This is a genomic window from Salinispira sp., from assembly GCF_059431795.1.
Genome location: NZ_JBXWXS010000001.1, coordinates 76,890 through 103,862, shown reverse-complemented (window position 1 = coordinate 103,862; position 26,973 = coordinate 76,890). Strand labels below are relative to the sequence as shown.

General features: G+C 47.5%; 28 protein-coding genes and 1 pseudogene. 15 read left to right on the top strand and 14 right to left on the bottom strand.

Annotation, left to right across the window (positions count from 1 at the left end):
• Positions 1-87 precede the first annotated feature (87 nt).
• Positions 88-801, bottom strand: coding sequence for a hypothetical protein (locus AC52PS_RS00505; protein WP_495561065.1), 714 nt, complete (start codon positions 799-801; stop codon positions 88-90).
• 429 nt (positions 802-1,230) lie between these two features.
• Between AC52PS_RS00505 and AC52PS_RS00500 the strand changes: the two genes are divergently transcribed.
• From AC52PS_RS00500 to AC52PS_RS00465, 8 genes are all read left to right on the top strand, one after another.
• Positions 1,231-1,626 (top strand): hypothetical protein, encoded by a 396-nt coding sequence (locus AC52PS_RS00500; RefSeq protein ID WP_495561064.1) that lies wholly within the window; start codon positions 1,231-1,233, stop codon positions 1,624-1,626.
• 39 nt (positions 1,627-1,665) lie between these two features.
• Positions 1,666-1,899, top strand: coding sequence for a response regulator transcription factor (locus AC52PS_RS00495; protein ID WP_495561063.1), 234 nt, complete (start codon positions 1,666-1,668; stop codon positions 1,897-1,899).
• Between the two features lie 99 nt (positions 1,900-1,998).
• Positions 1,999-2,160 (top strand): hypothetical protein, encoded by a 162-nt coding sequence (locus tag AC52PS_RS00490; protein ID WP_495561062.1) that lies wholly within the window; start codon positions 1,999-2,001, stop codon positions 2,158-2,160.
• Positions 2,157-2,264 (top strand): hypothetical protein, encoded by a 108-nt coding sequence (locus AC52PS_RS00485; RefSeq protein ID WP_495561061.1) that lies wholly within the window; start codon positions 2,157-2,159, stop codon positions 2,262-2,264. Before AC52PS_RS00490 ends, AC52PS_RS00485 begins: the two co-directional genes overlap by 4 nt.
• 129 nt (positions 2,265-2,393) lie before the next feature.
• Positions 2,394-3,845, top strand: a complete 1,452-nt coding sequence (locus tag AC52PS_RS00480; protein WP_495561060.1) for a DUF3375 domain-containing protein — start codon at positions 2,394-2,396, stop codon at positions 3,843-3,845.
• On the top strand, positions 3,842-4,462 hold the full coding sequence (locus AC52PS_RS00475) for a DUF4194 domain-containing protein (protein ID WP_495561059.1): 621 nt from the start codon (positions 3,842-3,844) through the stop codon (positions 4,460-4,462). The genes AC52PS_RS00480 and AC52PS_RS00475 overlap by 4 nt, the downstream gene beginning before the upstream one ends.
• A complete protein-coding gene (locus AC52PS_RS00470) occupies positions 4,459-7,863 on the top strand; it encodes an ATP-binding protein (protein ID WP_495561058.1) in 3,405 nt (1,134 codons plus the stop codon). The genes AC52PS_RS00475 and AC52PS_RS00470 overlap by 4 nt, the downstream gene beginning before the upstream one ends.
• Positions 7,860-9,068, top strand: coding sequence for a Wadjet anti-phage system protein JetD domain-containing protein (locus tag AC52PS_RS00465; protein WP_495561057.1), 1,209 nt, complete (start codon positions 7,860-7,862; stop codon positions 9,066-9,068). Before AC52PS_RS00470 ends, AC52PS_RS00465 begins: the two co-directional genes overlap by 4 nt.
• Positions 9,069-9,108: 40 nt before the next feature.
• On the opposite strand, the gene AC52PS_RS00460 is transcribed toward AC52PS_RS00465, so the two are convergent.
• Positions 9,109-10,308, bottom strand: coding sequence for a serine hydrolase domain-containing protein (locus AC52PS_RS00460; RefSeq protein WP_495561056.1), 1,200 nt, complete (start codon positions 10,306-10,308; stop codon positions 9,109-9,111).
• A 142-nt stretch (positions 10,309-10,450) separates the two neighbouring features.
• On the opposite strand from AC52PS_RS00460, the gene AC52PS_RS00455 reads away from it, so the two are divergent.
• Complete coding sequence (locus tag AC52PS_RS00455) at positions 10,451-10,981, top strand: PadR family transcriptional regulator (protein ID WP_495561055.1); 531 nt, start codon at positions 10,451-10,453, stop codon at positions 10,979-10,981.
• Between the two features lie 11 nt (positions 10,982-10,992).
• Here AC52PS_RS00455 and AC52PS_RS00450 read toward each other — a convergent pair whose 3' ends face one another.
• The 4 genes from AC52PS_RS00450 to AC52PS_RS00435 all read right to left on the bottom strand — a co-directional run bounded on the left by AC52PS_RS00450 (position 10,993) and on the right by AC52PS_RS00435 (position 15,264).
• Complete coding sequence (locus tag AC52PS_RS00450) at positions 10,993-12,156, bottom strand: AAA family ATPase (RefSeq protein ID WP_495561054.1); 1,164 nt, start codon at positions 12,154-12,156, stop codon at positions 10,993-10,995.
• A gap of 229 nt (positions 12,157-12,385) precedes the next feature.
• The gene (locus AC52PS_RS00445; protein ID WP_495561053.1) at positions 12,386-13,171 is read right to left on the bottom strand and encodes an MBL fold metallo-hydrolase; all 786 of its coding nucleotides are present in this window, start codon (positions 13,169-13,171) and stop codon (positions 12,386-12,388) included.
• 51 nt (positions 13,172-13,222) lie between these two features.
• Entirely contained in the window at positions 13,223-14,206 is a 984-nt protein-coding gene (locus AC52PS_RS00440; protein WP_495561052.1) for a hypothetical protein, read from the bottom strand.
• 26 nt (positions 14,207-14,232) lie between these two features.
• Entirely contained in the window at positions 14,233-15,264 is a 1,032-nt protein-coding gene (locus AC52PS_RS00435; protein ID WP_495561051.1) for a sodium:calcium antiporter, read from the bottom strand.
• A 308-nt stretch (positions 15,265-15,572) separates the two neighbouring features.
• On the opposite strand from AC52PS_RS00435, the gene AC52PS_RS00430 reads away from it, so the two are divergent.
• A complete protein-coding gene (locus AC52PS_RS00430; RefSeq protein WP_495561050.1) occupies positions 15,573-15,944 on the top strand; it encodes an iron chaperone in 372 nt (123 codons plus the stop codon).
• 17 nt (positions 15,945-15,961) lie between these two features.
• On the opposite strand, the gene AC52PS_RS00425 is transcribed toward AC52PS_RS00430, so the two are convergent.
• The 6 genes and pseudogenes from AC52PS_RS00425 to AC52PS_RS00400 all read right to left on the bottom strand — a co-directional run bounded on the left by AC52PS_RS00425 (position 15,962) and on the right by AC52PS_RS00400 (position 19,716).
• Complete coding sequence (locus tag AC52PS_RS00425; protein WP_495561049.1) at positions 15,962-16,705, bottom strand: alpha/beta fold hydrolase; 744 nt, start codon at positions 16,703-16,705, stop codon at positions 15,962-15,964.
• A 132-nt stretch (positions 16,706-16,837) separates the two neighbouring features.
• On the bottom strand, positions 16,838-17,002 hold the full coding sequence (locus tag AC52PS_RS00420; RefSeq protein WP_495561048.1) for a hypothetical protein: 165 nt from the start codon (positions 17,000-17,002) through the stop codon (positions 16,838-16,840).
• A gap of 100 nt (positions 17,003-17,102) precedes the next feature.
• The gene (locus tag AC52PS_RS00415) at positions 17,103-17,681 is read right to left on the bottom strand and encodes a CIA30 family protein (RefSeq protein WP_495561047.1); all 579 of its coding nucleotides are present in this window, start codon (positions 17,679-17,681) and stop codon (positions 17,103-17,105) included.
• An 86-nt stretch (positions 17,682-17,767) separates the two neighbouring features.
• A pseudogene (locus AC52PS_RS00410) lies at positions 17,768-18,007 on the bottom strand (DUF1349 domain-containing protein); the annotation flags it as partial.
• Between the two features lie 12 nt (positions 18,008-18,019).
• Positions 18,020-19,084: a hypothetical protein gene (locus AC52PS_RS00405; protein ID WP_495561046.1), complete on the bottom strand. Its 1,065-nt coding sequence runs from the start codon at positions 19,082-19,084 to the stop codon at positions 18,020-18,022.
• 173 nt (positions 19,085-19,257) lie between these two features.
• Entirely contained in the window at positions 19,258-19,716 is a 459-nt protein-coding gene (locus AC52PS_RS00400) for a GNAT family N-acetyltransferase (RefSeq protein ID WP_495561045.1), read from the bottom strand.
• A gap of 178 nt (positions 19,717-19,894) precedes the next feature.
• Here AC52PS_RS00400 and AC52PS_RS00395 point away from each other — a divergent pair, with 178 nt between their 5' ends.
• The gene (locus tag AC52PS_RS00395) at positions 19,895-20,416 is read left to right on the top strand and encodes a DinB family protein (RefSeq protein WP_495561044.1); all 522 of its coding nucleotides are present in this window, start codon (positions 19,895-19,897) and stop codon (positions 20,414-20,416) included.
• Positions 20,417-20,714: 298 nt separating this feature from the next.
• On the opposite strand, the gene AC52PS_RS00390 is transcribed toward AC52PS_RS00395, so the two are convergent.
• Positions 20,715-20,993 (bottom strand): hypothetical protein, encoded by a 279-nt coding sequence (locus AC52PS_RS00390; protein WP_495561043.1) that lies wholly within the window; start codon positions 20,991-20,993, stop codon positions 20,715-20,717.
• A gap of 178 nt (positions 20,994-21,171) precedes the next feature.
• On the opposite strand from AC52PS_RS00390, the gene AC52PS_RS00385 reads away from it, so the two are divergent.
• From AC52PS_RS00385 to AC52PS_RS00370, 4 genes are all read left to right on the top strand, one after another.
• Positions 21,172-22,074, top strand: coding sequence for an alpha/beta hydrolase (locus AC52PS_RS00385; protein ID WP_495561042.1), 903 nt, complete (start codon positions 21,172-21,174; stop codon positions 22,072-22,074).
• A gap of 143 nt (positions 22,075-22,217) precedes the next feature.
• On the top strand, positions 22,218-23,165 hold the full coding sequence (locus AC52PS_RS00380) for a hypothetical protein (RefSeq protein WP_495561041.1): 948 nt from the start codon (positions 22,218-22,220) through the stop codon (positions 23,163-23,165).
• Positions 23,166-23,288: 123 nt separating this feature from the next.
• Positions 23,289-24,236 (top strand): ketopantoate reductase family protein, encoded by a 948-nt coding sequence (locus AC52PS_RS00375; protein ID WP_495561040.1) that lies wholly within the window; start codon positions 23,289-23,291, stop codon positions 24,234-24,236.
• A gap of 184 nt (positions 24,237-24,420) precedes the next feature.
• The gene (locus AC52PS_RS00370; protein ID WP_495561039.1) at positions 24,421-25,287 is read left to right on the top strand and encodes a right-handed parallel beta-helix repeat-containing protein; all 867 of its coding nucleotides are present in this window, start codon (positions 24,421-24,423) and stop codon (positions 25,285-25,287) included.
• Between the two features lie 125 nt (positions 25,288-25,412).
• Here the strand turns inward: AC52PS_RS00370 and AC52PS_RS00365 are convergent, their stop codons facing one another.
• Positions 25,413-26,519, bottom strand: coding sequence for a TraB/GumN family protein (locus tag AC52PS_RS00365; protein ID WP_495561038.1), 1,107 nt, complete (start codon positions 26,517-26,519; stop codon positions 25,413-25,415).
• Positions 26,520-26,973: the final 454 nt, after the last annotated feature.

Genomic DNA, 26,973 nt, shown 5'->3' with positions numbered 1-26,973 from the left:
AGCAGATGAGCACTGAATGCATGGGCAAATTCATGCACCGTCAAGCCGATAATAAATCCTGGGAGGACCACCCAGCTTTGGGACAGATTAAATATCAAATGTGTTCTCCTGCCTATCTCCAGCATTTGCCCGTGCAAGATTGAGCACAGCTTTCCGCTGATTTTCATCTCCAGGCTCAATCTTTGAAAGTAAGTCATCCACCTGAGAATTGCCCCGGGCTAAACGGAGGCTTATAGCCAGGCCTATGGAAGTGTTGTCCTGCTTTATTGATAACATCCGCGTTAACAATCTTTCAGCTTCATCAATGCGATTCAGATGAAGCATGGCAATTATACGATTATACATTGCGGTATAGGTGATGGTGGGAGGGAAATCTCCCCGTTCAAGAATATTCCCGCTTAATTCAATGGCTGCAGAAGGATTTTGACGGGTATTACAAAGAATGAGTTCCAGATACATCAACATAGGCTGATTGGCATATTGATTATTTCTGGCCGTATCAATCCAGTGCCGAACCCAGCCTTCATCCTTTTGATGATAATAGTCGTGGGCGGCAAGCATTGCTACATGACCGCAATCCCTGCTACGAGTTGCGAGATCTTCAATGCTCTCCCTGGCGTCTGGTGGAGAAGAAGAATACCATGGAGATATTAGTCGAAGGGCATCATCTATATCCCTGGTCACATTCCAAACCAGCCTTCGAACCTTTCGCGTTCTATCGATACCCAAGGCTTGTGGAAAGAGCAGCAGCCCCCTCAAAGGCAGGACCAGCATGTCTGAGAAAAAACGGAGATTGATCATCCATGGAAGTATACTATTGGGGCTATCGCTTGCACAATTGCTACAATCTATTCACTTATTGATTATTTGCTATGACAGACGGAAATTGCCATTCAGCATCAACTGGCGGCCTCTCTCAAGACCGCCTGCTCCGCGGACATCACCGCCAGATACATCGTGGGAGTTTCAGCATCATCGGGCGGCTTCTCTCCAGACCGCCTGCGCCACCTAATTGGAAGTACTGCTGATCAGTTTTATTGAGCCATCGGTATGCTCCAAATATCTCCCACAGTCAATACGTCTGGTTTAAGGCTCATGCAGCCCTGGAGGGTTTCCCTCCTTTATATGTACTCGATGTGTGTACAGCGCAGCGTAAGCTATCGAACCGGTAAACTGCCGATTTATACATCAGCATAGCGAACATTCATCCTAGGGGCTACAATAGGGGCTATGGCTTTACGCGTACTGTACCTAACGACCCTGGTTAGCAGCCTGGCGGCTCTCCCGATCAGCAAACCGATGATGATCGCCCATGTTTTGTGGACCGGAGTATTTGTTCTGGGAGGAATTCTGTTCTTCCTCGCCCCGAATTTACTCTTCATCCAATCGCTTTTTTTGATTATGCAGCTTTCCTCCATTGCACTGGCAATAACCGTGATAATTTGGAGAATACCCAAAATAAAAAACAGCTGGTGGTATGAGGGCTTGCGGGTGTTTACCGCACTCTCGATGATTTTCCTGGTTCTCCTCGGCCTCGATATGTCCATTTCACTGATTCCCATCCCGGCTCTGGACCCTGTGGACAACTTCAGCCTACCGCTGTATCTCATTAGCTTGAGTGTATGATCATTTCTATTTGCCAATAAATACCTGTCCAGGGGCGCCTTGGTCAGCGGCGGTTCTCTCACCCAGGAATGCATTTCTTTTTATCAACTTACACCCCGGGAAGCGGAACTTGTTGAACAAGTCATCACCGGCTCAAGCAATAAGGAAATCGGCCAAAAACTGTTCATATCAACAAAGACCGTTGAGAACCACTTATACAAGGTTTATCAGAAATTCGACTTGAGCAGCCGGACTCAATTGTTGCATGTTCTCCAGACCTGGAAACAGGACTAGATCTGAATGGGTAAATACTCCCAAAGCTTATCTTTAGGGGGAATTCCTCATGGATTTGGATGTCGAAACGGGTAAGAATGCGAACATGGAGGTTCAACCATGGCAAAAATAGCATTAACGGCCCGCAACACCCACTTTCAGAAAATCCGGCTGGCTTTTCTCACAATATCCACCATGTTAAAAGCTGTAGTACCGCTATTAATTGAAAAATATGAACCGCTCATGAACCTTGAAGTAGCTGAATTCGGCAAAAAAAGATGAGAACCCGCTGGGGAACCTGCAGTTATCAGGCGAAGCGGATCCGGATTAATCTGGAACTTGCCAGGAGACCCCACCGGCAGTATTATCCTTTGATTGCGGGCTAAACTGTTGAAGCAACAATTATGGCTGGCCTAAACATCGATGAGGTATGTGCGCACTGATCCGGTGAATCGAATTCCGGATTGAGTTCATCTTCCGTTGAAAGCGTTTTGCATGTTAATCTGAGTATGCCTATGACATATTCAGATTTGCGGTTTTTCCATAAACACAATGCGGCCTGGAAACTGCTCTCGGCCAACAATGCCCCCCTCATTTTGGGGTTTTTTCAACAATTGCTTGATAAATTCTCCCGAAACCCGGTATCCAGGTCGGATTTCCTCTATGAATTGGAGGCGTATCTCAAGCTTCTGGAACGGGATTATCCTGATGAGAGCTTTCAGAGCGCAGACAAGTACCTTGCAACATGGAGCAGCGGCGAACGGGGCTGGCTCGACGGGTTTTATCCCCGGGGGAAGGATGAACCCCATTACCGTATGACCGCAGGGATAGATGCAGCACTGCAATTCCTCAGCGCCCAGCTGAATCCGAGCTACACCGCCACCGACACCAAACTCGCCACATTGTTGAGAGAGCTTGAGAACCTGGTGACCCAGAGTGAAGAGGATCCCGAGCTTCGACGAGAAGCATTGCACAGCCAGATAGAGGCCCTTCAGAAGCAATTGGAGGATATCGGTGAAGACCGGATGAAAACCATGGACGACCGTACCGTGCAGGACACCTACCGTCATATTTCCACCATCGCCAATTCTCTGGTGACCGATATACGCAGTGTAACCCGGGAGTTTGAAGAACTTAATAAGTCCATCCGGGAACAGGTGGCTCAAGCCGGCGAAAACCGGGCAGAAATTATCCGCGATATCCTGGAATTCCGGGGCAGCATAGACAGTTCTCCCCAGGGTCAGTCATTCCTGTCATTTGGACGCCTGCTTATGAACGCCAATCAAAATGCGACTCTGCAGAATAATATCCATACAATTCATGAACTTGCCGCTGTCCGCGAACTTGATACTTCGGTTCTGGATAACTTTTACTTTGAACTTCTTGAGGCAAATGAGACAGCTCAGAAAACCTTATCCTATGTAGCCCAATCTCTCAGGCGCTTCCTGGAGGAACAATCCAGCCTGGAATCCAGACGGATGCATCAGCTGCTGAATGATATTGAACGGATGGCGATTTATCTTGCCGAGGATCCTCCGAAGGACTTCTCATTGGAGCTCGAACAGCGAAAACTTGATATTTCAATTCCGTTTGACCGACCGCTCTTTTCCCCTGCTGCGGATTTAAAGATAGAAGGAGTGCAGGATACGGCTGTAACACTGCCGGACCTGGCGGATATTATTCCCCAATCTCAAATGAATCTGGAAACCATTAAGGGGCATATAACTGCTCAATTGAATCGGCACAGCCAGGCGAGTCTGGCCCGGCTTGTGGAAGAGCACCCGGTGGAAAGTCTTGAAGAAATTGTCGGGTATTTTGCTCTTGTGGATTCTACGTTTCATGGGATGATTCTCCGGGAGGATGGTGTGGATATCTGTTGGAAGGATGCTTCGGGACTGCAGCGTGTGGCACGGTCAGTTCCGAATATTATTTTTTACCAGTCCCGGGAAGAGGAAAAAACAGTATGAGCATACTCGATGAAGCAAATAGCGAACTGGCGGATGTTTTGATTACTCTTTTAAAGGGTACCTGGATTATTCGTCATGGTGACCAGAAACATCAGCGCCTGTGGGCGATTCTCAAAAAGCGCCTGAAAGCATTGAGTAACCACCTGGAATTGCTTCGCCTCAAGCTGATTGTTGATGATGTTGAAGGCTTCGCCCATTTGAGGGGTATGGACGTGGATGAAGGGGGCGAAGGTCCCCGGCTTGCCATCCGGACTCAGCTGCCGTATCGGGTCAGTTACCTGCTGGTTATGCTCCGGAAGATGCTGGATGAGTACGACGCCGCCGACGGGTCCCATCGTTGCGTGGTAAGCAGTGAAGTGGTATTTGACCGTATTCGCCTTGCGCAGAAGGACGGAACTAATAAGGCCCGCCTGGAAGATGAGCTTCGGGCGGATCTGAGAAAGGTTAAGGACCTGGGGTTTATTAGTGAATTGGCGGGAGATACAGACAAGATTGAAATCAGCCGGGTTATTAAAGCCTATGTGGATGCGGCCTTGGTCGGGTCCATGGCGGAGCAGCTGGAGATATACGCTGAGCATGCCAGAAAACGCTACGCCGATGGAGAAAATCAGGAATGAGCGATAGTTTTGAGTTCTACGGTGATGACAGCAGCGCAGGTTTTCGTCTCGACTATATGCAGATGTATAACTGGGGTACCTTTCACAATCACGTGGTAACTCTGCTGTTAAGGGGGAGGAATGCTCTCATAACCGGACCGAACGGATCGGGCAAGTCGACCTTTATAGACGGCATTACAACCCTTTTATATCCCGCTCACCGGGTTCGTTACAACCAGGCGTCCGGAGGGACGAAGGTGGAACGGAAAATTCGGGATTACTTTTACGGAACCTATAATACTGTCTTTTCCGAAGACGAAACATCGGTGAGGGATGTTTCCCTCCGCCCCGGGGGGAAACACATAAGCATACTTCTCGCCAGATTTTATAATCGGGGGACAGAGCAGACAGTTACCCTGTGCCAGGTCATGTATGCCAGGGACAAAAGTTCACAGATTGAGCGACTCTATATTTTATCCCGCCACCCCCTTCGGATAGAGGAACATTTTTCCGATATACCCGATAAAATCACCGATCTGCGTAAATTTATTCAGAATATACCCGGTACGGAACTTCATCCGTCCTTCACCACCTATGCTCAGGCTTTTCAGCGTCTCTTTTCCATGAAAAGCAGCCAGCCTCTGGAGCTTTTTCACAAAACCATCAGTATGAAGCAGGTGGACAATTATACTGAGTTTATCAGGCAACTGATGCTGGAACCGAATGACCCCACCGAACAGCTGGAAACTCTTATTTCTCATTTTGATAATCTCTCGAATGTGCATGATCGTCTGGTTGAGCTGGAGAAACAGCGAAGGTATCTGGACGCCCTTTTTATTGATGTTGAAATATGGGAGAAGCACAGCGAAGATCTTGAGCGCTACAAGCAAAACGAGGAAATTATTCCGTTATTCGGGAAGTTTCTGCGCCTGGATTTTGCCTCAGCTGAACAACAACGGCTGAGTATAGAGCTTGCTTCCCGGGAACAGCTTCTTTCCGGCCTTCAAAGCGAACAGCGGGAGTTACAAACCCGTCTTGACCGCATTACTACTGCAATCTCTGAGAACGGAGGTCAGCGTCTAAATGAATTGAAGACCGAACTTGCTGATATAGCAGATAGACTGGAGGGCGTCAAAAGAGACGCAGATACCTACCGAAAGCTGGTCCGTCAGCTGGCGCTTCCTTTCCCCGATAATGAGGAGGATTTTGAGGTAAACCGCAGGGAGATATCCCAAAAAAGTGAATCCTCGGAGTCCAGAAGGGACGGGGTACTTAACCAGATTGCTGAGGCACACTCAGATGTAAAAAGAATCCGGGATGAGCGGCATGAATATGAACAGGAGGTTGAGAGTCTTAAGACCCGAGAGAATAATATGGACATTAAGACTCTGGGAATTCGCCGAAGACTCGGTGAAGAGCTTGATATCTCCGTAGAACAGCTGCCATTCGTGGCAGAATTGCTAGCTGTTCGAAACGATGAGCAGCTGTGGGAGGGGGCAATAGAACGACATCTGAACTCGTTTGCCAAGACCCTTCTGTTCCCTGCGGATCGAAAAGATGAAATTGAGCAATGGATTAATGCAAATCATCTGCGCAGCCTGTTGGTGGCCGAACCGGTGGATCTGGATGTTACACCGGAGATTAATGTCCGGGGAATTGCCAGACAATCAGTCTACAACAAGCTCGATTTTCACACCGGTAACCCATATACCCCCTGGATTCAGAAGGAAATTCTCAAACGGTTTAACTATACAACCTGTGCCGATATTCAGAAATTTCATTATGAAGAGTATGCCATCACACCCCAGGGACTGATTAAGCGGGGCGGCCGCCAGCTGCGAAAGGACGATCGAAGCCGTATTGATGACAGGAGCCGATATATCCTTGGCTGGGATACGAGTGCGAAAATTCGTACCCTGGAGTCTTTGATGGAAGAGCTCAGCGCCAGAATTGATGAACATACCGAACATCTGGAGCGCTTCAAAACCGATGACCGGAATCTGAAAGATATAGTGAACGTATGTCAGAACCTGCTGTTTCTGGACAAATATGAGCGGATCAACATAAAACCCCTGAGTCTGCTTTATCAGAATAGAATAGATGAACAGTATGCACTTGAGAATTCGTCTGATATTCTTAAGGACCTTGAAGAGAACAGAGCGAGTATTGGGCAGGAACTTCAGTCTTGCAGCACAAATATTACCGATGCGAACCGCAGCATTGGCGGCTTGACAGACCGGCTGAATGAAATCAATGGGCTGCTTGAAGATTTGGCCTCCGAACTGGCAGAGCTTCAGTCCCATCGGGACGAGGTGATCTCTGCGGGAAAGACGCTGCAGCGTGAGGCGAAGGAAGTCCCCGCCGGGGTAAATGAAAATGAAATTATAAAGCACATAGATAAGCTTTTTGCATGGAACAGGAGTCAGAAGCAGAAGGCTGAGGCGAAGGTTCGGGAGATTGAACAGAAGTTGGTTGGAGCTATGAGCAACCTGGGAGGTAATCTGTATCCTGCGGATATGAGGGACTTTGGGAATACCATGGACAGTCTGGAGGAATACCGTCGATACCATGAGCATCTCATTCATGATGACCTGCCTCAGTTCAAGTCCCGTTTCAAACGGATGCTGAATCAGGAGACGGTTCAGGGCATTGTTCAGTTCCGTCAGCATCTGGAATTTGTCCGGGAACGGATGGAGAGGGGGATTCGGGAAGTTAACCGAAGTATGAAGGAAATAAATTTTTCTGAAGGCCGGTATCTGGAATTGATTGCACGGAGTAATCCCGATATCACCATCAGAGAATTTAAATCTGAACTTCGCTCCTGTACCGAGGACAGTGCCGGATCAGGGAAAGATGACGTATTTTCCGAGGACCGCTTTCTTCAGGTGAAAAAGCTTATCGAGAGGTTCAGAACTGAAATTCGCTGGACGAAAAAAGTTTGTGATGTACGCAACTGGCTGGTCTTCCAGATTTCTGAAAAGCGTAGGAAGGACGATCAGGAAGTTGCCCGCTATTCAGACAGTAACCGTAAATCAGGAGGTGAAAAGGAAAAGCTGGCTTATACCATTCTGGCCGCATCGCTGGCATATCAGTTCGGCTTAAAGCTGGGAGAAACCCGCAGCGACAGCTTCCGTTTTGTCATGATCGATGAAGCCTTTCATAAAGCCAGCTCCGATTCCACCCGCTACGGCATGGAACTGTTCAAGCTATTCAACCTTCAGCTGCTTCTCGTAACCCCAAACAAGGATATTCCGATTATCGAGCAGTATGTGTCCACAGTTGGGCTGACGCATAAAAATGAAGCCAGTCACTCCATGCTATACACCACCGATATAGAAACCTTCATGGAGAAGCGGGCTCAAGTTGCAGACCAGGTTTCAGGCCAGGATGCAGCCCAGGTTGCAGATCAGGATACGTCATGAATCCAGATGAATGGCTGAAACATGAGGATTCGACAAACAGAGAGATACTCACCTCCATTATGCAAAGCTACGAAAGCGGTATGCCCTTTCGGGATATATCAGATAGTTCTCCATATCCGCTGAGAGTAGCACTCAAGCGGCCGTTTAGTCTTTCAAGCATTCCACGGCACATGGACCGCGTCCTCACATGGCAGCGGCAAATAGAAGCTTTTGCTCAGCGCAATGGTTTAGAAATAGAATACCGGGACCACAGCAGTCGGGCCTTCGGCAGGCAGCGGATTCCTGAGGCTCTCATAATTCCCGACGGACCTACCCATGCTGAGGTTCTCAGGGTGGGGAAACAGTACCGTAAAATCCGTGAGTCTCTTACCCTCATACATGAACAGGCTCACGAACTGTTTTCCTGGAGCGCAGCAAATCAGGGAACAATAGCAGAGGCGGAATCATCCATCCCGGCTCTCCTGCGGGTGTACATATGGAGAAAGACACATCCCGAACTGACCCCCTTTATCCGGGAGCTGAACCTGGAGGGGGTGCACACCAAACTGGTGGAAAGGCATCAAAAACTATTGGCAGCCTGGTTCAAAGCCGGTTTGGATGAACACTGGCTTCAGGAACGAAGGCATTTCAAAGATTTCAGCCGCCGCTACGGCTTTGCACGGGAGCGGCGAAGAATACGGTTTCGATTTTTATCCTATTCAGATTCTCCCCTTGCGGGCATCAGCGATTTTGAGTTGTATCAGCATGAAGTGGAACCATCATTCATGCAAAATATCCACAGTGTTATCATAGTAGAAAATCATCTCAGCTTTCTCAGCCTGCAGGCCAGGAAAGGAGTTGCAGCAATTGACGGTTCGGGGTACGGAGCGGCAACCCTTGTTAGTCTTTCCTGGCTGAGGGAAAAACGCATTCTATACTTTGGGGATTGCGACGCCCATGGACTGGATATCCTGTCCCGCTTACGAAGTTCATTGCCCAAAATCACGAGTATCTGCATGAACCTGCGAACCTTCGAAACCTTTGCAGCGTATTCCACCCACGATAGTTCCGCCCCTATCTCCACGCCGCATAACCTAGATGAACGGGAGTTGAAGCTGTTTAACCAGCTCCATGACCGGTCTCTCAAAGGTCAAACGAACAGGTTGGAGCAGGAGCGGATTCCCCTGAACTTTGTAATGGCTGAGCTTGATACCTGTCTTTATTGAACTTCTGGTAAAGATTCTACGGGTATGCTATCTGTCCAATTTAATGAGAATTCCTGCCTGTTCGGCTGATCACACTCATGGCCGAGATCAGGAAGCGGACGCTCCGTTCAGCGAAGCCATCGCTGCTGAAATTACTGATGTACACGGTTTCTTCCCGGGGATCCCAAAAGAGCTGAGTTCCAAGAACGCCCATGTGACCGTACATATGGTTCATGGAGGCCAAAAGAGGGAAGAAGTCGCCGAAGCGTATTTTCATCATACCGGTTGCGTATTGAATTCCCCGTACGAAGGTATTCTTTTCCCTCATCATTTCACTTAACGATTCTTTTCCTATAATTTCTCCGGCAAAGAGCCCCCGGATGAATGTCTCCAAATCGCCTGCGGTGGATATAACTCCACCACCGCTCCAGTCCGCAGAAAGAGCAGGTAGATTTCTTAAATCGAGCCCGCCCACATAGATTGGGGCTGAAATATTCTTCTCCGGGGGATGGGGGCAATGTGTTGCCAGATAGCTGTGGTTCATTCCCAGAGGAGCGAAAATTCGTTCATCCAATACTTCATGAAATTCTTTTCCGCTCAGTTTTTCAATCACCAGCCCAAGCAGAATGTAGCCGGTATCTGAATAATGATACCCCATACCTGGAGGGAACAGGGCCTGCTGCTGTTGTCTGCTAATATCCAATAATTCCAGGGGCGTATATGAAGTATGTGGTTTTTGCAAAAGGGTATTCTGCAGGCTGTCGCCGTTTTTCCCCGCTTCTGAGAAATAATCCGCCACGCCGCTTGTGTGGCTCAGTAGATGTTCTACGGTAACCTCCGGGGCATAATCCACACCTTCATATACAAATAACCCACGGAGAAGTTCCGGTTCGAGAATGTTGATAATTCTGCTATCTAACGCACACAGCTGTTGCTCCATTAAGGAAAAGGTAAGGGTTGAGGTAAATAGTTTACCCACGCTTGCAATATGAAAAGGCTGCAGTTTCACTTCTTCAATATCTTCCGATGAATGGCCGAATTCATTCCGGGAAAGAGCCAACACCATATTATCCGAGGTCCGGTGAATGTATACCAAACCTGCCGGGGGGCTGTGTCGACGCATCATTTTCATAAAAGCGTTTTTAATTCTGTTCCCGGCTTTTTCAGCTGAAACCGATAGTTTGGAAATAATTGCCAGAAAGACAACTGTCAGAAAGACGATGGTGAGGATTGTAAGAGAAATACTAGCTAAAACTGGCATTGGGGTCTCCTTTTATAATATTACTAATAGTAATATAAAACAAGCCTAAGAATCAGGCAAGAGTTATATCCTCATGATGATTGTTTTAAATTCTGATATACTGGGTACCGGATCCGGGAGATACAACAGGGGAGGAGGACTTGTGGATTTTGTGGTGTTGGGACTGATCATGCTGGGAGCACAAACCATTTACGATATGAATGCGTCGGTGAAAGCGGGTATTTCACTCTTTTATTCCGCAAGTTACGGTAGCATTCAGGCGGCAATTGCAAAGCTGCTGCGGGAGGGAAGGATCGAAGTTGCGGATCATGAAACCCAGGGCAGGCGGCGGAAGACATATTCCATCCTTCCTGAAGGGCGCAAAGCTTTCTTCCAGTGGTTGGTTTCCAAACCTTCAGGCACCAAGCTTGAGGTCCAGATCCTCTCCAGGGTGTACTTCGCAGGATTACTGACCGATGAGAAGAACCGCAGCCTTTTGGCGCAAAATCTCCAGGCTGCGCTTGATGAAGGCTTAAACGAACTGCTTAGCCTGGAGCGGGAGCTTAATTCCCTGGAAGTAGCAAATGAACACCGGGAGATATTCAAGTATCAGCGGACAACCCTCAAATACGGCATAGAAAGCCACAAGATGGCCAAGGCGTTTTTCGAACGGGAATTCTCCTTAAAACGCTGATCTTAAAGAGGTCAGGATTTCAGATCCAAGGCCCCAAGAAACGATTCAGTCCTGAAATGCTTCTCAAACAAATCCACAATCTGGGTGTTTTTCTCTTCATCGTAGGATTGAAGCTTTGTGTTTTGAATACATCTGTATACTTTCTCATCCGCTGAATGGGTGTCGTCCGCCACATAGAGAGTTGGAACGCCGTATTCAGTCACCATGCGCATACTTGTGCTGAGATCGGCGTTCGGCTTGGTGGAGGTGAGAACGATCCCGGCAATACATTTGTCCGGTGATCGCTTGGCGTTATTTTCAAGAATCAGACGGAGGCGTCGGCGGGACATGGAAGAAAGGATCACAATATCACCGGGTTCAATAGACTCATCCGGGTTCAGGTTCTCGTGGGATTGTGAAATGATAGATACCCCTGCGCTGGGAATATGCCATGATGCAGTCTCAATATCGCCCCCAACTCCCGCCGAGTTGAAATACTGGGAAACCTGCTCCATGGAGGGTTTATCCAGCCGGTCTACCCGGGGTAAGAATCCGAAAATTGATACGGGGTTATCCGGGGATCCGAAACGTTTTGTAAGATATTCTTCAGTGATCAAGCGTTCCATTTGACCGATTTTTTCCGGCAGAAGCTTGTTGAATATCACTCCCCGAACCCTGGCGCCGGTGCAGCGCATATATGTAAAATCCACCTCAAGCATATCCAGAGTCTTGCCCAGGCCTCCACCTGCAAGATACACAATTTCTGCATCTATGAGACGGCTTACCCGTGAATTGGATAAACCTACAATGCCGCCTACGCCCAAATGCCCGGTACCTTCTGCAATGATCACCGTTTTATCGGATAACTTTTCTATGGCATCGGCGATGCTGGACTCGAAACGGGCGGTTATCTCTCCCGGATTATTTTCCTCAAGGAAGGTCTTGGTGACGCCGCTGCCCAGACGGACCGGGGAGACTGCAGACATGTCCACATCGGGTAGAGCAAATTGCCGGATGATGGTCGCATCCTTATCCACTTTGGTCCCGTCCATTAGTTGAACCAGTTCCTGGCCCACGGGTTTAATATACCCGATATTCTCTGCAGGAATATACTTTTTCAACTGGCTGATGATCCCCAGGCTGGTAAGTGTTTTTCCCGCATGCTGCCGAAATCCTGCAACATAAATTATTTTCACCGGGTCCCTCCTGTATGGTTCAAAGGCATTCTACAGAGTAGAAGTAATAAAAGATAAAATAATATCGATATAATATATCTAAACAGGACTGGAGGATTCTGTCAATAACACAGCCTTAATCATCAATATGAAAGATTCAATCAAAGAGAAGAAGGGAGGGGGTCTGCAGGATGCACTGTCTGCCCATTGAAACTGTGCAGGGAGCAGTTACATCTTAGAGATCTCCAGGTTATATTGAGCTCGTTGAGCCGGTGTAATTGTAGAACACATCTGCTTGTAACAGACGCTTCAACTCGCCGTACTGATGGATACCCGTACAGTGGGCGACTCCGATCCGCTGGATTCCGAATCCATTGAGGATTTGTGCTATGTCAGCTATATCCTGTTGGTGACGCAGATGGAAACCACCGGTAACCAGATCAACCGGCAGCTGAAAATGGTCAACTGCGGCCTGAATAATATTGGTGATGCCCCGGTGTGAACAGCCGCTGATAATCTTCAGCTTGTCGTTGACTACCAGCACCAGGCTCTGTTCATCCTGGAAATGATCGGGGACACGATCCCCAGCCAGATCCATGGTAAATCCGTCCATGTGCTGATCCTCTGGATAAGTGATAGCAGGAGCCGGAAGGATGTAGACCGAGTCGTTAATCGGGGTAATACCTTCCACCGAAACGGCCTCTTCTGCTAATTCGGGAGCGGCCATTCCCACATATTCCCCCCGGGGATTGTAGCGGGGAACAGATGCTTGCCGATGCATCCATAGCTTCATCCCGGGGTTCAGTGCAAGTAGCTCAGCGGCTCCTCCGGTATGATCATAATGTCCGTGGCTGATAATACAATGATCAATACTTCCAGGGTCGATTCCTATCTCACGGGCATTTTGAATCAGCCCAGTGCTCTGACCGGTATCAAACAGGATATGTTGCCCGTCCAGGGCAATATGAAGAGCCAGACCATGCTCCGCCATTAAACGTTTCTGGTACACCAGATTCTCAATGAGGGTTGTTATCATGTTGCAAGCCTCCTCCAGGGGGAAGTGAATCTTTGTAAAAATGGCAAAAATCTATATGTCATGCTTGGCTTCTACAATCTGCCGCCAAACCATGAACAGCGCTATGACCAGCAAGGCAAGTGAAGAAGTGTGCAGTAATGTAACAATGAGCCCGGTGGGGGGATAAAGTTGATAATGATGCATCACACAATATGCTCCACTTGCGCTGAGAGGCATGAGCAATAATATGAGGATATTCCACCAAGCGATATCTGATTGGAACAGGTGTAGAATGTTCTCTTTTGGTTCAATCTTGCTGTATCTGTGAAGGGTGTAGATGGCAATGCCCAGAAATATCATAAGCATTATGGAATTCAGGGGGTTCATGACGAGCAGCTGAATCCCTTGTTCAGCGACCATCAACAGCCACAGAGATAGGGTGAGAACGGAAAAAAACACAACTTCGGCTTTTTTCGGTTTGAATTCGGTCTTTCGCAAAAAATTGAGCAAAACATAGCCGGCAATAAGACCGGTACTTGTTATGAGCGTATAGCCGGTAAACTGCCCGGGTGAGGGGATAAATGGGAGATCGGAAATATGGGACCAGGATGCCCAGTATGCCCAGAAGAGACCCAGGCTTATGGAAGCCAGAATAGTAAACAGTGGTGAGTTTTTTATCAGGATGCGGCGCATTATGTACCATCCCAGTATAACATCCGCAAGAATGTGCCAAGACAATGCAGGCCAGCTAAGGCTTTCGGTGAAAATGAGCGGAATAACCACTCCCTCGGTGGCTATTCCGAAGAAACCGGCTGCAATATAGAGTGCCCAGAAACTGCGAATTTTGAAGTAGTAAAGGGGTATAAGCAGCCATACTGCGAAAAGGGCATAATACAGGGATAACTCCAAGTAGCTGAAAAGGCCGGCCTTCCCGGTGCTCTGGAAAATTTGAACAATAGCCTGTGCCGGAGCCTCGTTTACGAAAAAGTACTCGGAGAAAAACATCAAAATGAGTCCGGTTCCGTAGATGGTTAGCAGTCGTGAAAGTGCATGCATTAATATATATTATACCCGATTTCGCTTTATGATATCAGCAACATTATCACGCCCATGATATAGAGTAAGAAAATGGTAGCACTCTCGAATCCGATCCGCCCAAGGCCGTAGCGTTCCCGACGAATCAGCCCGATCATCAGAACACCGCACATGAGCAGAGTTAAGGACACCCAGAATTCCACATCTGCAGTAATTGCATGATAAATCGAACCCTCACGGTAGGCCACATCCGCAACGGCGGTGAACAGGGTGTCAAAAGCATTGCCCCCGATAATCCCGCTCACCGCAAGGGTCAGAGCCCCCCGGCGTACGGCGGCGATGGAGGTTACCAGCTCGGGAATGGAGGTGCTCACTGCGGTGAGTAGTACTCCAACTACCGTTTGGCTCAAGCCGGTCTTGGCAACAATGGTGGTTGCCGCAGGTTCAAGGGTTATCCCCGCCAGTCCCAGAACCGCCATGAGAACAATGAACTCGCTCCACAACCGAAGAAGAGAAGGGGTGCGGCTCTCCGGGTCCGGTTTGTCCTGGCGAGTGTCCCGGGTAATAGATGGGTGCCACATGGGTGACTCTTTCACACCCTTGATCATGCGTATTCCGAAAATATAGAAGGCAAATAAAATAGGAGTAACAGGATGAATACCCCATACAGTTACGTTGGGCAGATTGGGAGCAAGCATGATCCAGGAGAGAAGGGTAATTAACAGACCGTTTTGGAGCATATTCGGTGCAGAAGCCGCAGCATGCTCCAGGTTTGCCCGGCGGTAGAACATATCTGCAATAGCAAGGAAAAAGGTCTGGACAGCGATTCCTCCCAGGGCGTTACTCACCGCCAGTTCTGCATGTCCATTCCAGGCTGCAGCCACGGACAACAGCACCCCACTCAAGGAGGTGGATGCGCCAAGCAGAATTGCCCCGGCTGCAGCTTCCCCGATTCCCGTACGGTCAGCCAGTTGATCCACCACCCGGGTTATCCGCGTACCGGCGAAGGCGATTACCAACGCACAGCCGCCGAATACTATGCTGCTTTCAAGAAGTGTCCAGTTTCCTGTATGAAACATCAGCACAGTAATGCCCCCTGATTCGTGCGAGTCTTATTGTATTTCAGGCAGTTCCTAACGTAATCGCTTTCCATACGGTCTAATGCTCAGATCCGCGGTTTATCGAAACTCTTGGGGTTTTCACTTCTCGGCCTGTTCTTTATCCATGGAAAACCCGGTGGATTTAGAGTGAAAAAATCCTGAAAAAATTGTAATTTATTTTGGACGCTTTGTCTTGGGACGCTGAAAGGTGTAGTTGTGAAAATTCGGAGCCGGGATCCAAACCGGTTGAAGTATGGAAGATACCATTTTGAATAGAGGGGGAGTACATGACAAGTGCTGCAAATACCGTGGATGAATATCTCGATGAAGTACCGGATGAACGGAAGGAAGCAATAAAAAGGATTCGGGAACTCTGTCTTAGCGAACTCCCGGGATATAGCGAAACAATGGAATACGGTATGCCTACCTACCGTTTACAGGCAGAAGGCGAAGCTTCAGTTGCCTTCGCTTCACAAAAAAATAACATCTCCTTATATATCCTGAAAAAAGACGTGTTGGATCAATACCGACATCATTTTGCGAAATCTGCAATTGGGAAAGGATGCATCAGATATAAAAATCCGAAGAAAATCGATTTTGAACTGATTAAGGAGATGTTAAAAGCAAGTTTTCAATCTGATGCTGAAATTTGTCCGTGATTTCTATCCCGGTAATATCAATACAGCTCGGCCAAAAAATCTAGAATTACCTCAGCGGTAATATCCTGTTGAACCTGCCAGGAGATTCTTGCCTGACTGTCATCCTTTTGGATACCGTAATTACCGAACTGGGCATGATTTGCGCCGGAAATAGTGTAGAAGCGCGTTCCCGGGGGGAAATTTCCCTCCACCTCACGGGCTTTTTCACTGCTTCCCGGAAGCCCCTTTTCTTCCCGGATAGATAGCACCGGTATTTGGGTCTGTGACAGATCGGTGGATTTAGCCGGGTAGCTGCCAATAAGAATTGCAGAATGAAAGGCCTTAGGTTCTCTGGCAAGGTACTCCCAGGCCATGGCACCGCCCAGACTGTGGCCCGAAATAATCCAGCGGGAGATACCCGGATTGTTCTCCATGATCTTCGCAGCGGCGTTAATATTCAGAAATGCAAAGTCCATGGGCATATCAACAATAAACACATCATAGCCTTCATTGCGCAACCGCTCCCAAAGGGGTACATAGGCCAACGGCTCCACTTTGGCTCCGGGATAGAAAATGATGGCGGGCAACGAAGTATCGCCGGACGCGGTCATGTGGTATACAGGCTTCTCAAAACGGAAGCGGCCCTGTTCCTTCAAGGTTTCAATTAACAGGGTGGCGGTTTCATCGGCTTTATAAGATGCTGAGAAAAATACACAGGAGTTGAGACTCAGAATGAGCATGAAAAGGAGAGGGAGTAAAGTAATCAGCCTTCGAGATTTCATATGTATACAATACTGATTTCCCGCACATTCGGGAACCTTTACACAAAGAAGTAAGAAGAATCTCGATACTGACCTACACAGATATTTTCAAGGCAATTACGGTGATACTGCTGGCCGTTGGGCTGACAGGTCTCAGAATTTTTCACTTATCAGAAAAAACACACAGCCGATTAAAAATGCCCCACTTCCGAGTCCGGCTATTAAATTTCCATGGAGGATGCTGTCTACCAGGAAAACCGCACTGCCGGCAGTGAACAGTGCCCATCCGCCGATTTCAAGTTGTTTCCGTGTAATCATATTTCGATCATTCCTCAAAAAATATGGTCAGAGATAGTTTGATCGTGATGTAACAATCTATAAAACAATGTGGTCACTATTTGTAATTCATACCTACCACTCAGTCATACAATCTAATCCGCTGAAGATCGATTTCGGCTTCGAAGTCGTCTTCGCCGGCAACCAGCGCCAAACTGCGCACGTCATTGGGGTTGAAGCTCTGGCGGATAGTTCCGGTCGATTTGAATTCGCTCCATGGGATTTCTACGATCTGCCAATCGTCCCCTGCAGGAAGGCTTGCTGAATAGTATGACCAGGGCAGGCGGTTCTGTCGGGTCCGAAGATGAATTGCGTACTTGCCCTCCCGGTTAATGCGATAGCGGATGCGGACGCCTGTATAATCTTGAAAATCCACATTGAGCTGGGAGGGTTCGAAGACGAGCCGCACCTGGATAAAGCCCCCATTGTTTTCGGTGGTGACGCTGCCGAGCATTCGGAGGAATAGTTCTCCGTCTTCCTGCATCAGACCCGCCTGCATATCCGAGCGACCGCCCATTACCCGATCGGTAAAACCCCGCCACTGGTTTCTCAGGGGTGAGCTGGCAGGATCAGCTGAAAAATCGTCGATAGTGATTCCAGTCAGATGAAACCTCATTAACAGTGCCAAAAGAAAGAAAACTGTCAAACTTTTCTTTTTCATAGCATTAATATACAATCTTGTACCAGTTATACAATAATTATCTTATACATAACTGCAGCGGACCTCTCATCTGATGTGAGCTCATTTCAGGCGTGGGCCTGTCCCATCGCTGCGGTTGTTTCGCCCAGTGCGTGTATGTGGAAATCCTCCCAAAATGCTCCACATTTTTGGAAAACGGGGCGGCGGGCAGACCCGATCCGCATCTGCCGGTATTCCGTGCCCTCGAAGGAGCTTTCAACGAGGAAGTCGGGCCCGCGGCTACTGAGACGGTACCAGATATGGCTGGGTAAAACGATGTCCCGGGTTGCCCAGTCCGAATATCCCCGGTTGGTGACGACCTAGTCTACTAGCTTGCTCAACTCTTCGTTGAACACCTCCCATCCAGGTTTTGCCGTGCCATTGTTCTCTAGTAGACCCAGACTCTCCAAGTAATCAACTGAGTCGCCCAGGAAAAGTTTTTGCCATGCTGGAATCTTAGGGTCGTACAGGCTCCAGTAACATACGAAATCGCGATTAGCGTACTCCGAGCTGCTGACCAATGGTAAGTATGAGCTAATGTAATCGACCTGATTAGCTTCGGATCCATTTTCACCTGCTGTACTCCAGGCGGTCTCCACTATCGCATAGTTGATATCTCTGTCATGTGCATACGAGTCAAGCAGGTCGAAGGACTTCTTGGCTTCCCTTGGTTCGTGGCCTAAGAATTGTGGGTAGAAGGTAAAGCCGATGATACTGCCTTCTTTTACCTCATCAATCAGATCAGCCACTATCTGCTCGTCCTCATACGCATAAGTAACAATGACCCCAAACTTAATGTCAGGATACGTATTCCTCAAGTCGCTTACTGCTGCCTGGTAGAAGGCTCCGTATGCGACAGGCGAGATACTATATTCCTCCAAAGAAATATTAACCTCATTACCAATCCATAGATGCGTGATGTTATCCTGGTATCGTTCCAGAAAAACCTGAAGCATTTGAGAGAAACCCTCAGTGTATTCAGTATTGCCGAAATCAGATTCTGAGACATCTGTCGGTAATCGTGCATCAAGCATATTTATTACCACTGAAGTACGTACGCCGCCGGCCCCAATTATTCTATCGGTCAAGGACCAATCGAAATCCCCCCTTTGCTTCTCGACTTGACCCCACTCAAAGCCCACATGCAGTGTCTCAACTGCAATACTCGCTGCTAACTGCATACCTGAGTCTATTTGTGCCGTCGAATGTTGTTCCCAACTTCCCTGAAAAGTAGGTGAAAGACAGGTCTGAAAAGCTCTGGGGATTTCAAAATCGTAGGTTTTTGGCATCGAGCTATGATGGCAGCTTGCTATTAGCAGGAGGATGAGCAAGGATGCCGCAAGCGACGCCGCAACCGACGCCTTGGAGCTGTTTTGTTCTGTCATTCTATCCTCCCGTTACAGTAAACCGTAGCAAGAGCGGTGGTGTCTCGCCGATGATCTAACTTTCCATCTCCGGCAGCAGGGATCTACATTACCGTCTGCTTTTCCCCAGATCCCGACCAGCCATGAATTTTATCAACATCATGATGAATGAGTTCCCCAATTGCACTCAGATGCTATTTTGACTTCATATACTCCTGCATCTTAACTATTTGAATCTCATTGTTATGATACGTATAATTCATCACTTCAGAAATCCTAAATCCAAATCTCCTGTAGAGCCTGATTGCCGGCATATTCCCTGATGTTGTAAACAGAAAACGATCCACTTCATATGTTTTTAGCATCTCCGATAAAAGGCTCGTTCCAATACCACGGTTTCTATACTCAGGCAGTACGTAAAGATGACTGATAAAATTGCCTTTGGATCCTGCAAATCCGATCGGTATCGTATCAATACATGCAATTATTTTCTGAGCTTTATGGAAACTCTTTAGAGCCTCCGGATCGTCCTGAATCCTCGGTACAGAAATTATTTCGGGGTATTTAATAAACTCCTGTATTTTCGATTTATTATAGATCTCAAAAAGATCGGACTCATAGGATTGGACGTAGTCAACAATACAGATCTTCATCTTGCTCCTTTCAAAAAGACAAACATTGTTAATTGTAACCCGAACAAAGCAATAATTGGGGTAATTTGCAATTGGATTTGGTCTATTCAACTTTGGTGGTCAATCATTCAGTGCCTGAGCAGTGTTGGCACAGAGCCACATACAATATTTTGGTTTATACTCAGTACATGGAGGAAACATGAACTCAATAGCCCATTCCTTAGTATCCCAATACCTGGCTGCTCTGAAAACTCTGGAAAATGTATGCAACAGATGCCCCGAGAACCAGTGGGATAAAACCCATGATGATGCCCCGTTTTCACAGGTAGTTTTCCATAGCTTGATGTTTACCGATCTTTACCTCTCTCCAGGGATCAAAGCATTCAAAGATCAGTCATTTCACCGGAAGCACCCGGAAATATTCCGTGATTACGAAGAGCTGGACGATAAAATACCGGAAGAAGTTTACAGTAGGGAGGAAATCAACACGTATCTGAAATTCCTGCAGAGTATAATTCGCTCTGATTTATCCTGTCTTAGTGAAGGTGACTTCAATATCCCTTGTTCCTACGGCCTCAAACAAATGTCAACTCTGGAACTCCATATCTATAATATCAGGCATATCCAGCACCATGCCGCCCAATTGGGGTTGCGGCTGCAATTTCTTGGGCTTGGTGTTATGAAATGGGAAAGCAAAGGCAGTGTAAAAAAGGATGGCTGATTGAAGAAAATGTAATTTTTAAAAGCAATGGTACTTTCAAGCGGGCAATCTTCACCCGCTGGTCATTGCGAGCACCACAAAAAAAGCACACTGTACGCCTGTCGTGTTTTGTCGCGTCTGTCGCGGTTCAAACAACACAATCACTACAATGAAACTCTTTTACCATCAGCCCAGCCCCCATGGGTTCATATCCGCATAAAAAAAAGGCCCTGAAGCCAATGCTCCCGAGCCCCGTGTACCGATCATGAAACTGCACCGGCACAAATCACTTCTTTACACATACTGCATATGCAGCAGTTTAAATCTGGGTGAGGGTATTACTTGCCATAATCATCGGCACCAACAGTCCCCAGATAATTCCACCAAGATACGGGTTACCGGTCAACTTATACAGCTTCCGGGAAACAATCGCCCCCACAGGAATAATTACCACAATGGCGAACAACCAGATACCGTAGATATTTGAAATCCCCTGGAAAAATACGTCTCCGGTGTACAGCGGTTCGTTTTCCGATGTGGTGTACATTGCATCGTTTGCCACCAGGAGTACCGAATCGATCAGCGGTTCCTCGGCCATATTATCTTCCCGGATGGATAGGTTTGCTGCCCGCGCACCGTTGGAATGTCCGGTTACTCCGATTTTGTCCAGCTGGATCCCATCCGGATAAGAACCAGGGTATGGGATAAAAGAATCAGCCGCAACTGCCGCCCGGTGTGGTACAATCCATTCTAACTCAACATTGATGAGGTTCCTCATGAAGCCATATTTTTTACTTGCAGGGGCACTGCTACTGATTCTCAATTCCTGTGTCACCAGCACTCTTCCCCCTCCGCCTCCAGGGCGGAGACCTGAACCCGGTTTACTGGAAACACTGCAGCAGGCCGGGAAGGAAATGCGGGGGTCAATAACGCATATTCAAGACTTCTCCATGACCGAACTGGGCACCCAAAAGGATATTTGGATATATACACCCCCGGGCTATGATGAACAGGAGTCACGTTACCCGGTGATATACATGCATGACGGACAGAACCTTTTCTTTCGGGATCTTGCATTCAGCGGTGAGTGGATGGTGGATGAGGTGATTGACGGGCTGTACGCCTTGGATTATTTCCCCGGAGCCATAGTAGTGGCCGTTGCCAACGGCGGAGAACGACGGGTTTCCGAATACAGCCCGTACCCGACGGATTTCAATGGAATGGAAACCCTGGCAGTGGAATATCTGCGTGATCTGGCAAACCTGGTAAAGCCGTGGGTTGAACAGAATTACCGTGTTCTTCCGGATAGTGAATATCACAGCCTTGCCGGAAGCAGTCTCGGAGGGCTGATCTCCCTCTATGCCCCGTTGGTAATACCTGGTGAGTTCAAGAATATTATCGCCATGAGCCCTTCCATATGGGTTGCCGAGGCATCGATTATCCAGGATTTTTCACGACAGAATCCCGGGCTTGATGACCTGCGGGTATATCTGGATATGGGCACCGGTGAAGGGAATGAGAATGTTGCGTTAACCCGGCAAATGGCTGAGCTGCTCCGGAAGCAGGGGCTTGAGGATCTCAAGCTTGTCATAGATGAAGGCGCAGGACACAACGAAATGTCCTGGAGAGAACGACTGCCGGAGCTTCTGGCCTGGTTGTACGGTTTTTCCCTGGAATAGCCGCTGGCGGGCACGAGTTGCATCGCCAGATCTGAGTCCGAAAATCGCCGAAAGCGTGTTTTACAAGTTTAAGTGCACTGAAATATCTTTTACTGCTCACTCCGAGACTTGCCAGACCGTAAATGTTTTTTCTATCATTACGTATGAGATGGCTAACATGCTGTAAATTGCTACTGGTTTTAGTTGTGATAGGCGGATGCACCCTGCCTGTTGTGGAAGTGGATCCCGAAGACCATGAAAACTCTGAAGCAGCTCCTTCACGGGTGGCTGATCACAGTATTGTCCACGTATTAAAAGCAGGACAGATTCCCGAATCGGCCATTCAAAGAGCAATCGATACTCTGCACATCGGCTACGGTCATACCAGTCATGGATCACAGGTGACTGACGGAATGGCAGGACTGGTGGCATACGCCAATAACGGGTATCTGAATAACTCCTATAGCACCGATCTTTTTGTATGGAACCGCAGCGGTACTGAGGGGGCTCTCGATCTGTATGAGGGGGCCGGGTATTCTGACGGTCACCTTGAGCTTGATGCAGGCTACAGCGGCTGGGATGCAGAAACCAGGGATTTTCTTAATGACCCTGAGTATGCGGTCTACAATACTATCCTCTGGTCCTTTTGCGGTCAGCTCAGCGAATGGAGTTCGGAAGAACTGCGGGATAACTACCTGGATAGAATGGCTCAACTGGAGAATGAATATCCCGAAATTACCTTTATCTATATGACCGGTCATCTGGACGGGACGGGTGAGTCAGGGAATCTGCACCTGCGAAATGAGGAAATCCGACAATACTGCATATCCAATAATACGTGGTTGTTTGACTTTGCTGATATTGAAAGTTACGACCCTGACGGGAATTCCTATTTGGAAAAGTATGCCGATGATGGATGCAACTACGACAGTGACGGAGATGGATCTAGAGACAGTAACTGGGCGGCTGATTGGCAGAACAGTCATATAGAAGGAGTAGAATGGTACAGCTGCGATTCCGCCCACAGCCAAGCCCTGAATGCCAATATGAAAGCCTATGCCGCCTGGTGGCTGTTCGCAAGAATAGCCGGTTGGAGTGATCAGGACTCGTGAGCCGTTCAGGACATTACGGCTCTTTCATGTTGCCTGTAAGCGTCTGTTTGCATCCGAATGGAAATAGACGCACTTTGATCCAGCTTTTTTTGGTCTTGGTATTAAATGAAACCGGGGGATGGTATGAATACTCTAGTCATTGGTGCTGGAATAATCGGTTGTCATTTAACCTATCGCTTCCTGGAACATGGAATCAATGTGAGTCTCCTTGCTCGCGGAGAAAAGATACATCGGTTTCGAAACCATGGAATTATCCTTCGAAACCAATTCACCAATGAGACCAGAACTATCAAACCGACGATCGTACAAGGATCTCCTGAAGATATCTATGATACGGTCTTTATCTGCGTCCAGGCAATGCAGCAGCCTTCAATACTGGATCTGTTAACTCCTCTGAAAAGCTGTAAAGCTTTTGTCTTTGTGGGGAATAATATACAGGGTTTTCGTTTCGCAGTGGATGTTCTGGGAAAAAAGCGAGTGCTGGGAGGGTTTTCATCTGCAGGGGGAACCTGGAAAAATGGAGAGCTTCATTACGCCGACAGCTTCTCTCAGAATAAAAATTGCCATACAGATTTGCTGATTCTGGGCTCAGTACAGAATGAAGGAAAAGGCTCATTGAGGAATCTTGTGCGGCAACTGCAAACCAAGGGATATAAGACCAAACTCTACTCGCCAATCCAGGCATGGCACCTTTGCCATGGTGCCTTGATATGCGGCCTGGCAGGGGCAATATATGCAAAGAACGAAAATCTTCATGCCCTGGCAGAGGACAGGCATCTTTTGACATTATCTGTCAGGGCGATTAAGGAGGGGCTTGTCGGCGTCAGAAAAAACGGGTTGCCCATCTATCCCTTGAAACTTCGCATTTTTCTTCTTGTTCCCGTTTTTCTTTTAAGAATCCAGTTTCAAATTCTCTTTAGAAGCCCCTTGGCCCGGATTGCTTTGGCAGCCCATGCCAATACGGCCAGAAATGAAATGGAAACCATAGCCCGGGGCATATTGGAGCTTTGCAGGATGGAGAACTGTCGGTATGGGAATATCCAGCAGCTATGGAAAATCCCTATGGAGTGAAAATGAAATAATCCCAACTTTGATTACTGTAGAAAAAGATACCCATATGGACTTTCACCCCGGAAAGCAAACCACATGGCCCCTTTCAGTGCATCCATATGCTGTAGGTCCTGATAACTGATCTGTCCTGTTGCTATAATATAAAGCAGCTGACAATACGCTGAATGAAAAGTTGAGGTGAAATATGCAGAAACAGATTGCTTTTCTATTCCTTTTGATCATTTTAAGCCAGGGTTGCAGGTTCCCCGTGGAGGTTGAAGAGAAAGACATTACTCCTCTGTCGGAAGCCTACCCGAAACCGGACAGGACAAATACCGGTCCGCGCACCACTGATCTTGAGATCTGGGAGCCTGGCCTTACCAAAATTAAGGAAGACGGTGCGGTTCTCGAGGGCTTTTCCCTTGAGGGTGAGATTTGGATAGAAGCAGACAATGTGGTCCTACGAGATTTTGTGATCCATGGGGATGGCATATATGATCCGATTGAAGAAACCGGTAATTTTTACGGCATTAAAATGTCCGGTGGCACCAATGCTACATTTGAATATGGAGAAATCCGAAGAGTACTGAGTGCCGGGATCCTGGGCAGCGGCTTCACTGCCCGGCACCTCTACATCCATGACACAGGCGGTGATGGAATTAAGGTTTCTGACGGCAATCGAACCTTGATAGAAGCCTGTTTCATAGAAAAACTCGGCATGAGAGATGGAGCCCATGCCGATGCGGTTCAGATGAGAAGCGGCGGATCGGATGCGATATTTCGCTACAACCATTTTTCTATTCCCGGTGAAGCATCCAGTCACTATCCTGGAAGTCCTTATAAAGCCAACACCACCTTTATGATGACCGACACCGAACGTTACACCGATATTTTGGTGGAATACAACTGGCTTTACGGAGGAGGGTTCACTGTTTATGGAGTCCCGGGGATGTCTTTACGTGGCAACCGTTTCGGTGACGAAGCGTATTATCATTACGGAGTCCTGACCGGAGAAGTGGATCTCTGGGAGGAAAATGTCTGGGATGAAACCGGTGAGATTATCGATTTCTGAAAACACCGTTATGTGAGATGATGGGGTAAACAGGAATGCCCGATCATCCCGTTATTCAAGGGTCTTCATTCTTTCCGGGTAACCTGGTCATCGTTTCCGGCGGAACTGCCTTCGAGCCCGGAAACTCAGTGGATAAAATCTGGAAATCTTTTATCACCTTTCCGGTTCCGGGCAACTCCTGAGATTCGATGAAGATGTGTCTGGATTGATACCCGGGAATCTTGTTCAGATTCAACCAGCTTAAAGGATTGCTGTTTGATTTCCCAGCCATCCTGTATTAACTCCGCTATGAGTATTGAACCCGGTTTTCCAAGATGAGCATATCCGACTGCCAAAAATACATTCTGCGGTTCGTTATTGTCATCTAAAAACGTTTTTAAGGTATCCATCCAAAGCCGTTCTCTTTTTGCGAGCACTGCAGATGTAATTTCTGTTTGCGATGTTAAGCGATCGATTTCCTCATCGGTGTAATCGAAAAATTTATAGATTTCCTTTTCACTATAAAACTTGACGTTTCCAGTCCTATACACTTCCAGATGAACTTCCATAACTCTCTGATATGCTTCCCGTAATTCGGCTGCTGTGGGATTGATAGAAAGAATTTCCTCAATCCCTTTAACATAGAGCTCCTGATTCACTGCGTCATAAAGCCGAACTGAATCTAGAAATCCCTGTAAACCATAGTGGGGAATTCCCGCTTGTTCGGACCATAGGGTATAAATATTGTCGATCGATGGACCTGTTGATATTCCAGTCGCCGGCTTAATTATCTCTTTTTCTAAATAATCACTGCTTGCAAACGGGCGAAACTCAAGAAATTGTTTTTGACGGCCTACGTGATTTTCTAACAATGGGAATGAGTTCATGTTGCGCATGAAAGCCTCCCGTCTATCAGGTTCAAAATCCTGAAGATACATTTCTAATGACGGTCTTTCTTCGGACGACCTTATAAGTGAAATGTACTCATCCTGCATTGCATCCGAAAATTCTAACGGCCCATATTCTGTGAAGAACGCATCACTTTCTTTAATCAGGCCGGAGATTGAAGATTCAGCTTCTTGTATTTCTTTACCAGCTTGTTCCGAGACAAAATGAACGGTCCCGGCTATTGTAATTTGATCATTACCTTTCTCGAGAATAATAAAAGGAGGGGATATGTGCTCCGGGGCATTACAAGCGGTTAGAAGTAAAACTGGTATGATAAGTAAAATTTTTAGAAAAACCTTAGTCATATTTCCTCTCTGTGTAGAGCAGTTATTAATCCGACACTCCGTTTCGCTTATGCTGTAACGTATTTTTGCATCCGCAGCGGAATCAGGTACCGCGGCAATAGGCACACGAGTCCCGAATTCCTTGAAACGTCAATTCTGCCACAATCTCAAGTACTTGCATACTCAAGCATAACCACCAATGCATAGTTAATCATATGTGGAATCGATGAAGCCCAGAATCCCAATGGCAATGACTTTTGGCGCCATTTTTCATACATATGCGAATAGATGATGAAACTCCATGCTGTACCAAAAAACCAAAGAGGAGCGTTTTGGGCCGTGACTGGAATATGCATGGAGTTCGCTCGTCCCAAATCAATTTACTCCAATTCTTGTACCGAGCGCAAAACTCCGACGCTCAGCCAAAGAAATCACATCAGTGTCGAAAAGGGGCAATCAGCCAATATAACATAGC

Bases quoted from the DNA above. Each gene is read 5' to 3' on its own strand.
- AC52PS_RS00415 (WP_495561047.1), bottom strand. From the start codon at position 17,681: ATGAAAAAGAAAAGTTTGACAGTTTTCTTTCTTTTGGCACTGTTAATG.
- AC52PS_RS00370 (WP_495561039.1), top strand. From the start codon at position 24,421: ATGCAGAAACAGATTGCTTTTCTATTCCTTTTGATCATTTTAAGCCAG.
- AC52PS_RS00395 (WP_495561044.1), top strand. From the start codon at position 19,895: ATGAACTCAATAGCCCATTCCTTAGTATCCCAATACCTGGCTGCTCTG.
- AC52PS_RS00375 (WP_495561040.1), top strand. From the start codon at position 23,289: ATGAATACTCTAGTCATTGGTGCTGGAATAATCGGTTGTCATTTAACC.
- AC52PS_RS00485 (WP_495561061.1), top strand. From the start codon at position 2,157: ATGAGAACCCGCTGGGGAACCTGCAGTTATCAGGCGAAGCGGATCCGG.
- AC52PS_RS00440 (WP_495561052.1), bottom strand. From the start codon at position 14,206: ATGCATGCACTTTCACGACTGCTAACCATCTACGGAACCGGACTCATT.
- AC52PS_RS00465 (WP_495561057.1), top strand. From the start codon at position 7,860: ATGAATCCAGATGAATGGCTGAAACATGAGGATTCGACAAACAGAGAG.
- AC52PS_RS00475 (WP_495561059.1), top strand. From the start codon at position 3,842: ATGAGCATACTCGATGAAGCAAATAGCGAACTGGCGGATGTTTTGATT.
- AC52PS_RS00480 (WP_495561060.1), top strand. From the start codon at position 2,394: ATGACATATTCAGATTTGCGGTTTTTCCATAAACACAATGCGGCCTGG.
- AC52PS_RS00385 (WP_495561042.1), top strand. From the start codon at position 21,172: ATGAAGCCATATTTTTTACTTGCAGGGGCACTGCTACTGATTCTCAAT.
- AC52PS_RS00430 (WP_495561050.1), top strand. From the start codon at position 15,573: ATGACAAGTGCTGCAAATACCGTGGATGAATATCTCGATGAAGTACCG.
- AC52PS_RS00460 (WP_495561056.1), bottom strand. From the start codon at position 10,308: ATGCCAGTTTTAGCTAGTATTTCTCTTACAATCCTCACCATCGTCTTT.
- AC52PS_RS00505 (WP_495561065.1), bottom strand. From the start codon at position 801: ATGATCAATCTCCGTTTTTTCTCAGACATGCTGGTCCTGCCTTTGAGG.
- AC52PS_RS00405 (WP_495561046.1), bottom strand. From the start codon at position 19,084: ATGACAGAACAAAACAGCTCCAAGGCGTCGGTTGCGGCGTCGCTTGCG.
- AC52PS_RS00470 (WP_495561058.1), top strand. From the start codon at position 4,459: ATGAGCGATAGTTTTGAGTTCTACGGTGATGACAGCAGCGCAGGTTTT.
- AC52PS_RS00425 (WP_495561049.1), bottom strand. From the start codon at position 16,705: ATGAAATCTCGAAGGCTGATTACTTTACTCCCTCTCCTTTTCATGCTC.
- AC52PS_RS00400 (WP_495561045.1), bottom strand. From the start codon at position 19,716: ATGAAGATCTGTATTGTTGACTACGTCCAATCCTATGAGTCCGATCTT.
- AC52PS_RS00420 (WP_495561048.1), bottom strand. From the start codon at position 17,002: ATGATTACACGGAAACAACTTGAAATCGGCGGATGGGCACTGTTCACT.
- AC52PS_RS00365 (WP_495561038.1), bottom strand. From the start codon at position 26,519: ATGACTAAGGTTTTTCTAAAAATTTTACTTATCATACCAGTTTTACTT.
- AC52PS_RS00380 (WP_495561041.1), top strand. From the start codon at position 22,218: ATGAGATGGCTAACATGCTGTAAATTGCTACTGGTTTTAGTTGTGATA.
- AC52PS_RS00435 (WP_495561051.1), bottom strand. From the start codon at position 15,264: ATGTTTCATACAGGAAACTGGACACTTCTTGAAAGCAGCATAGTATTC.
- AC52PS_RS00500 (WP_495561064.1), top strand. From the start codon at position 1,231: ATGGCTTTACGCGTACTGTACCTAACGACCCTGGTTAGCAGCCTGGCG.
- AC52PS_RS00490 (WP_495561062.1), top strand. From the start codon at position 1,999: ATGGCAAAAATAGCATTAACGGCCCGCAACACCCACTTTCAGAAAATC.
- AC52PS_RS00445 (WP_495561053.1), bottom strand. From the start codon at position 13,171: ATGATAACAACCCTCATTGAGAATCTGGTGTACCAGAAACGTTTAATG.
- AC52PS_RS00390 (WP_495561043.1), bottom strand. From the start codon at position 20,993: ATGGCCGAGGAACCGCTGATCGATTCGGTACTCCTGGTGGCAAACGAT.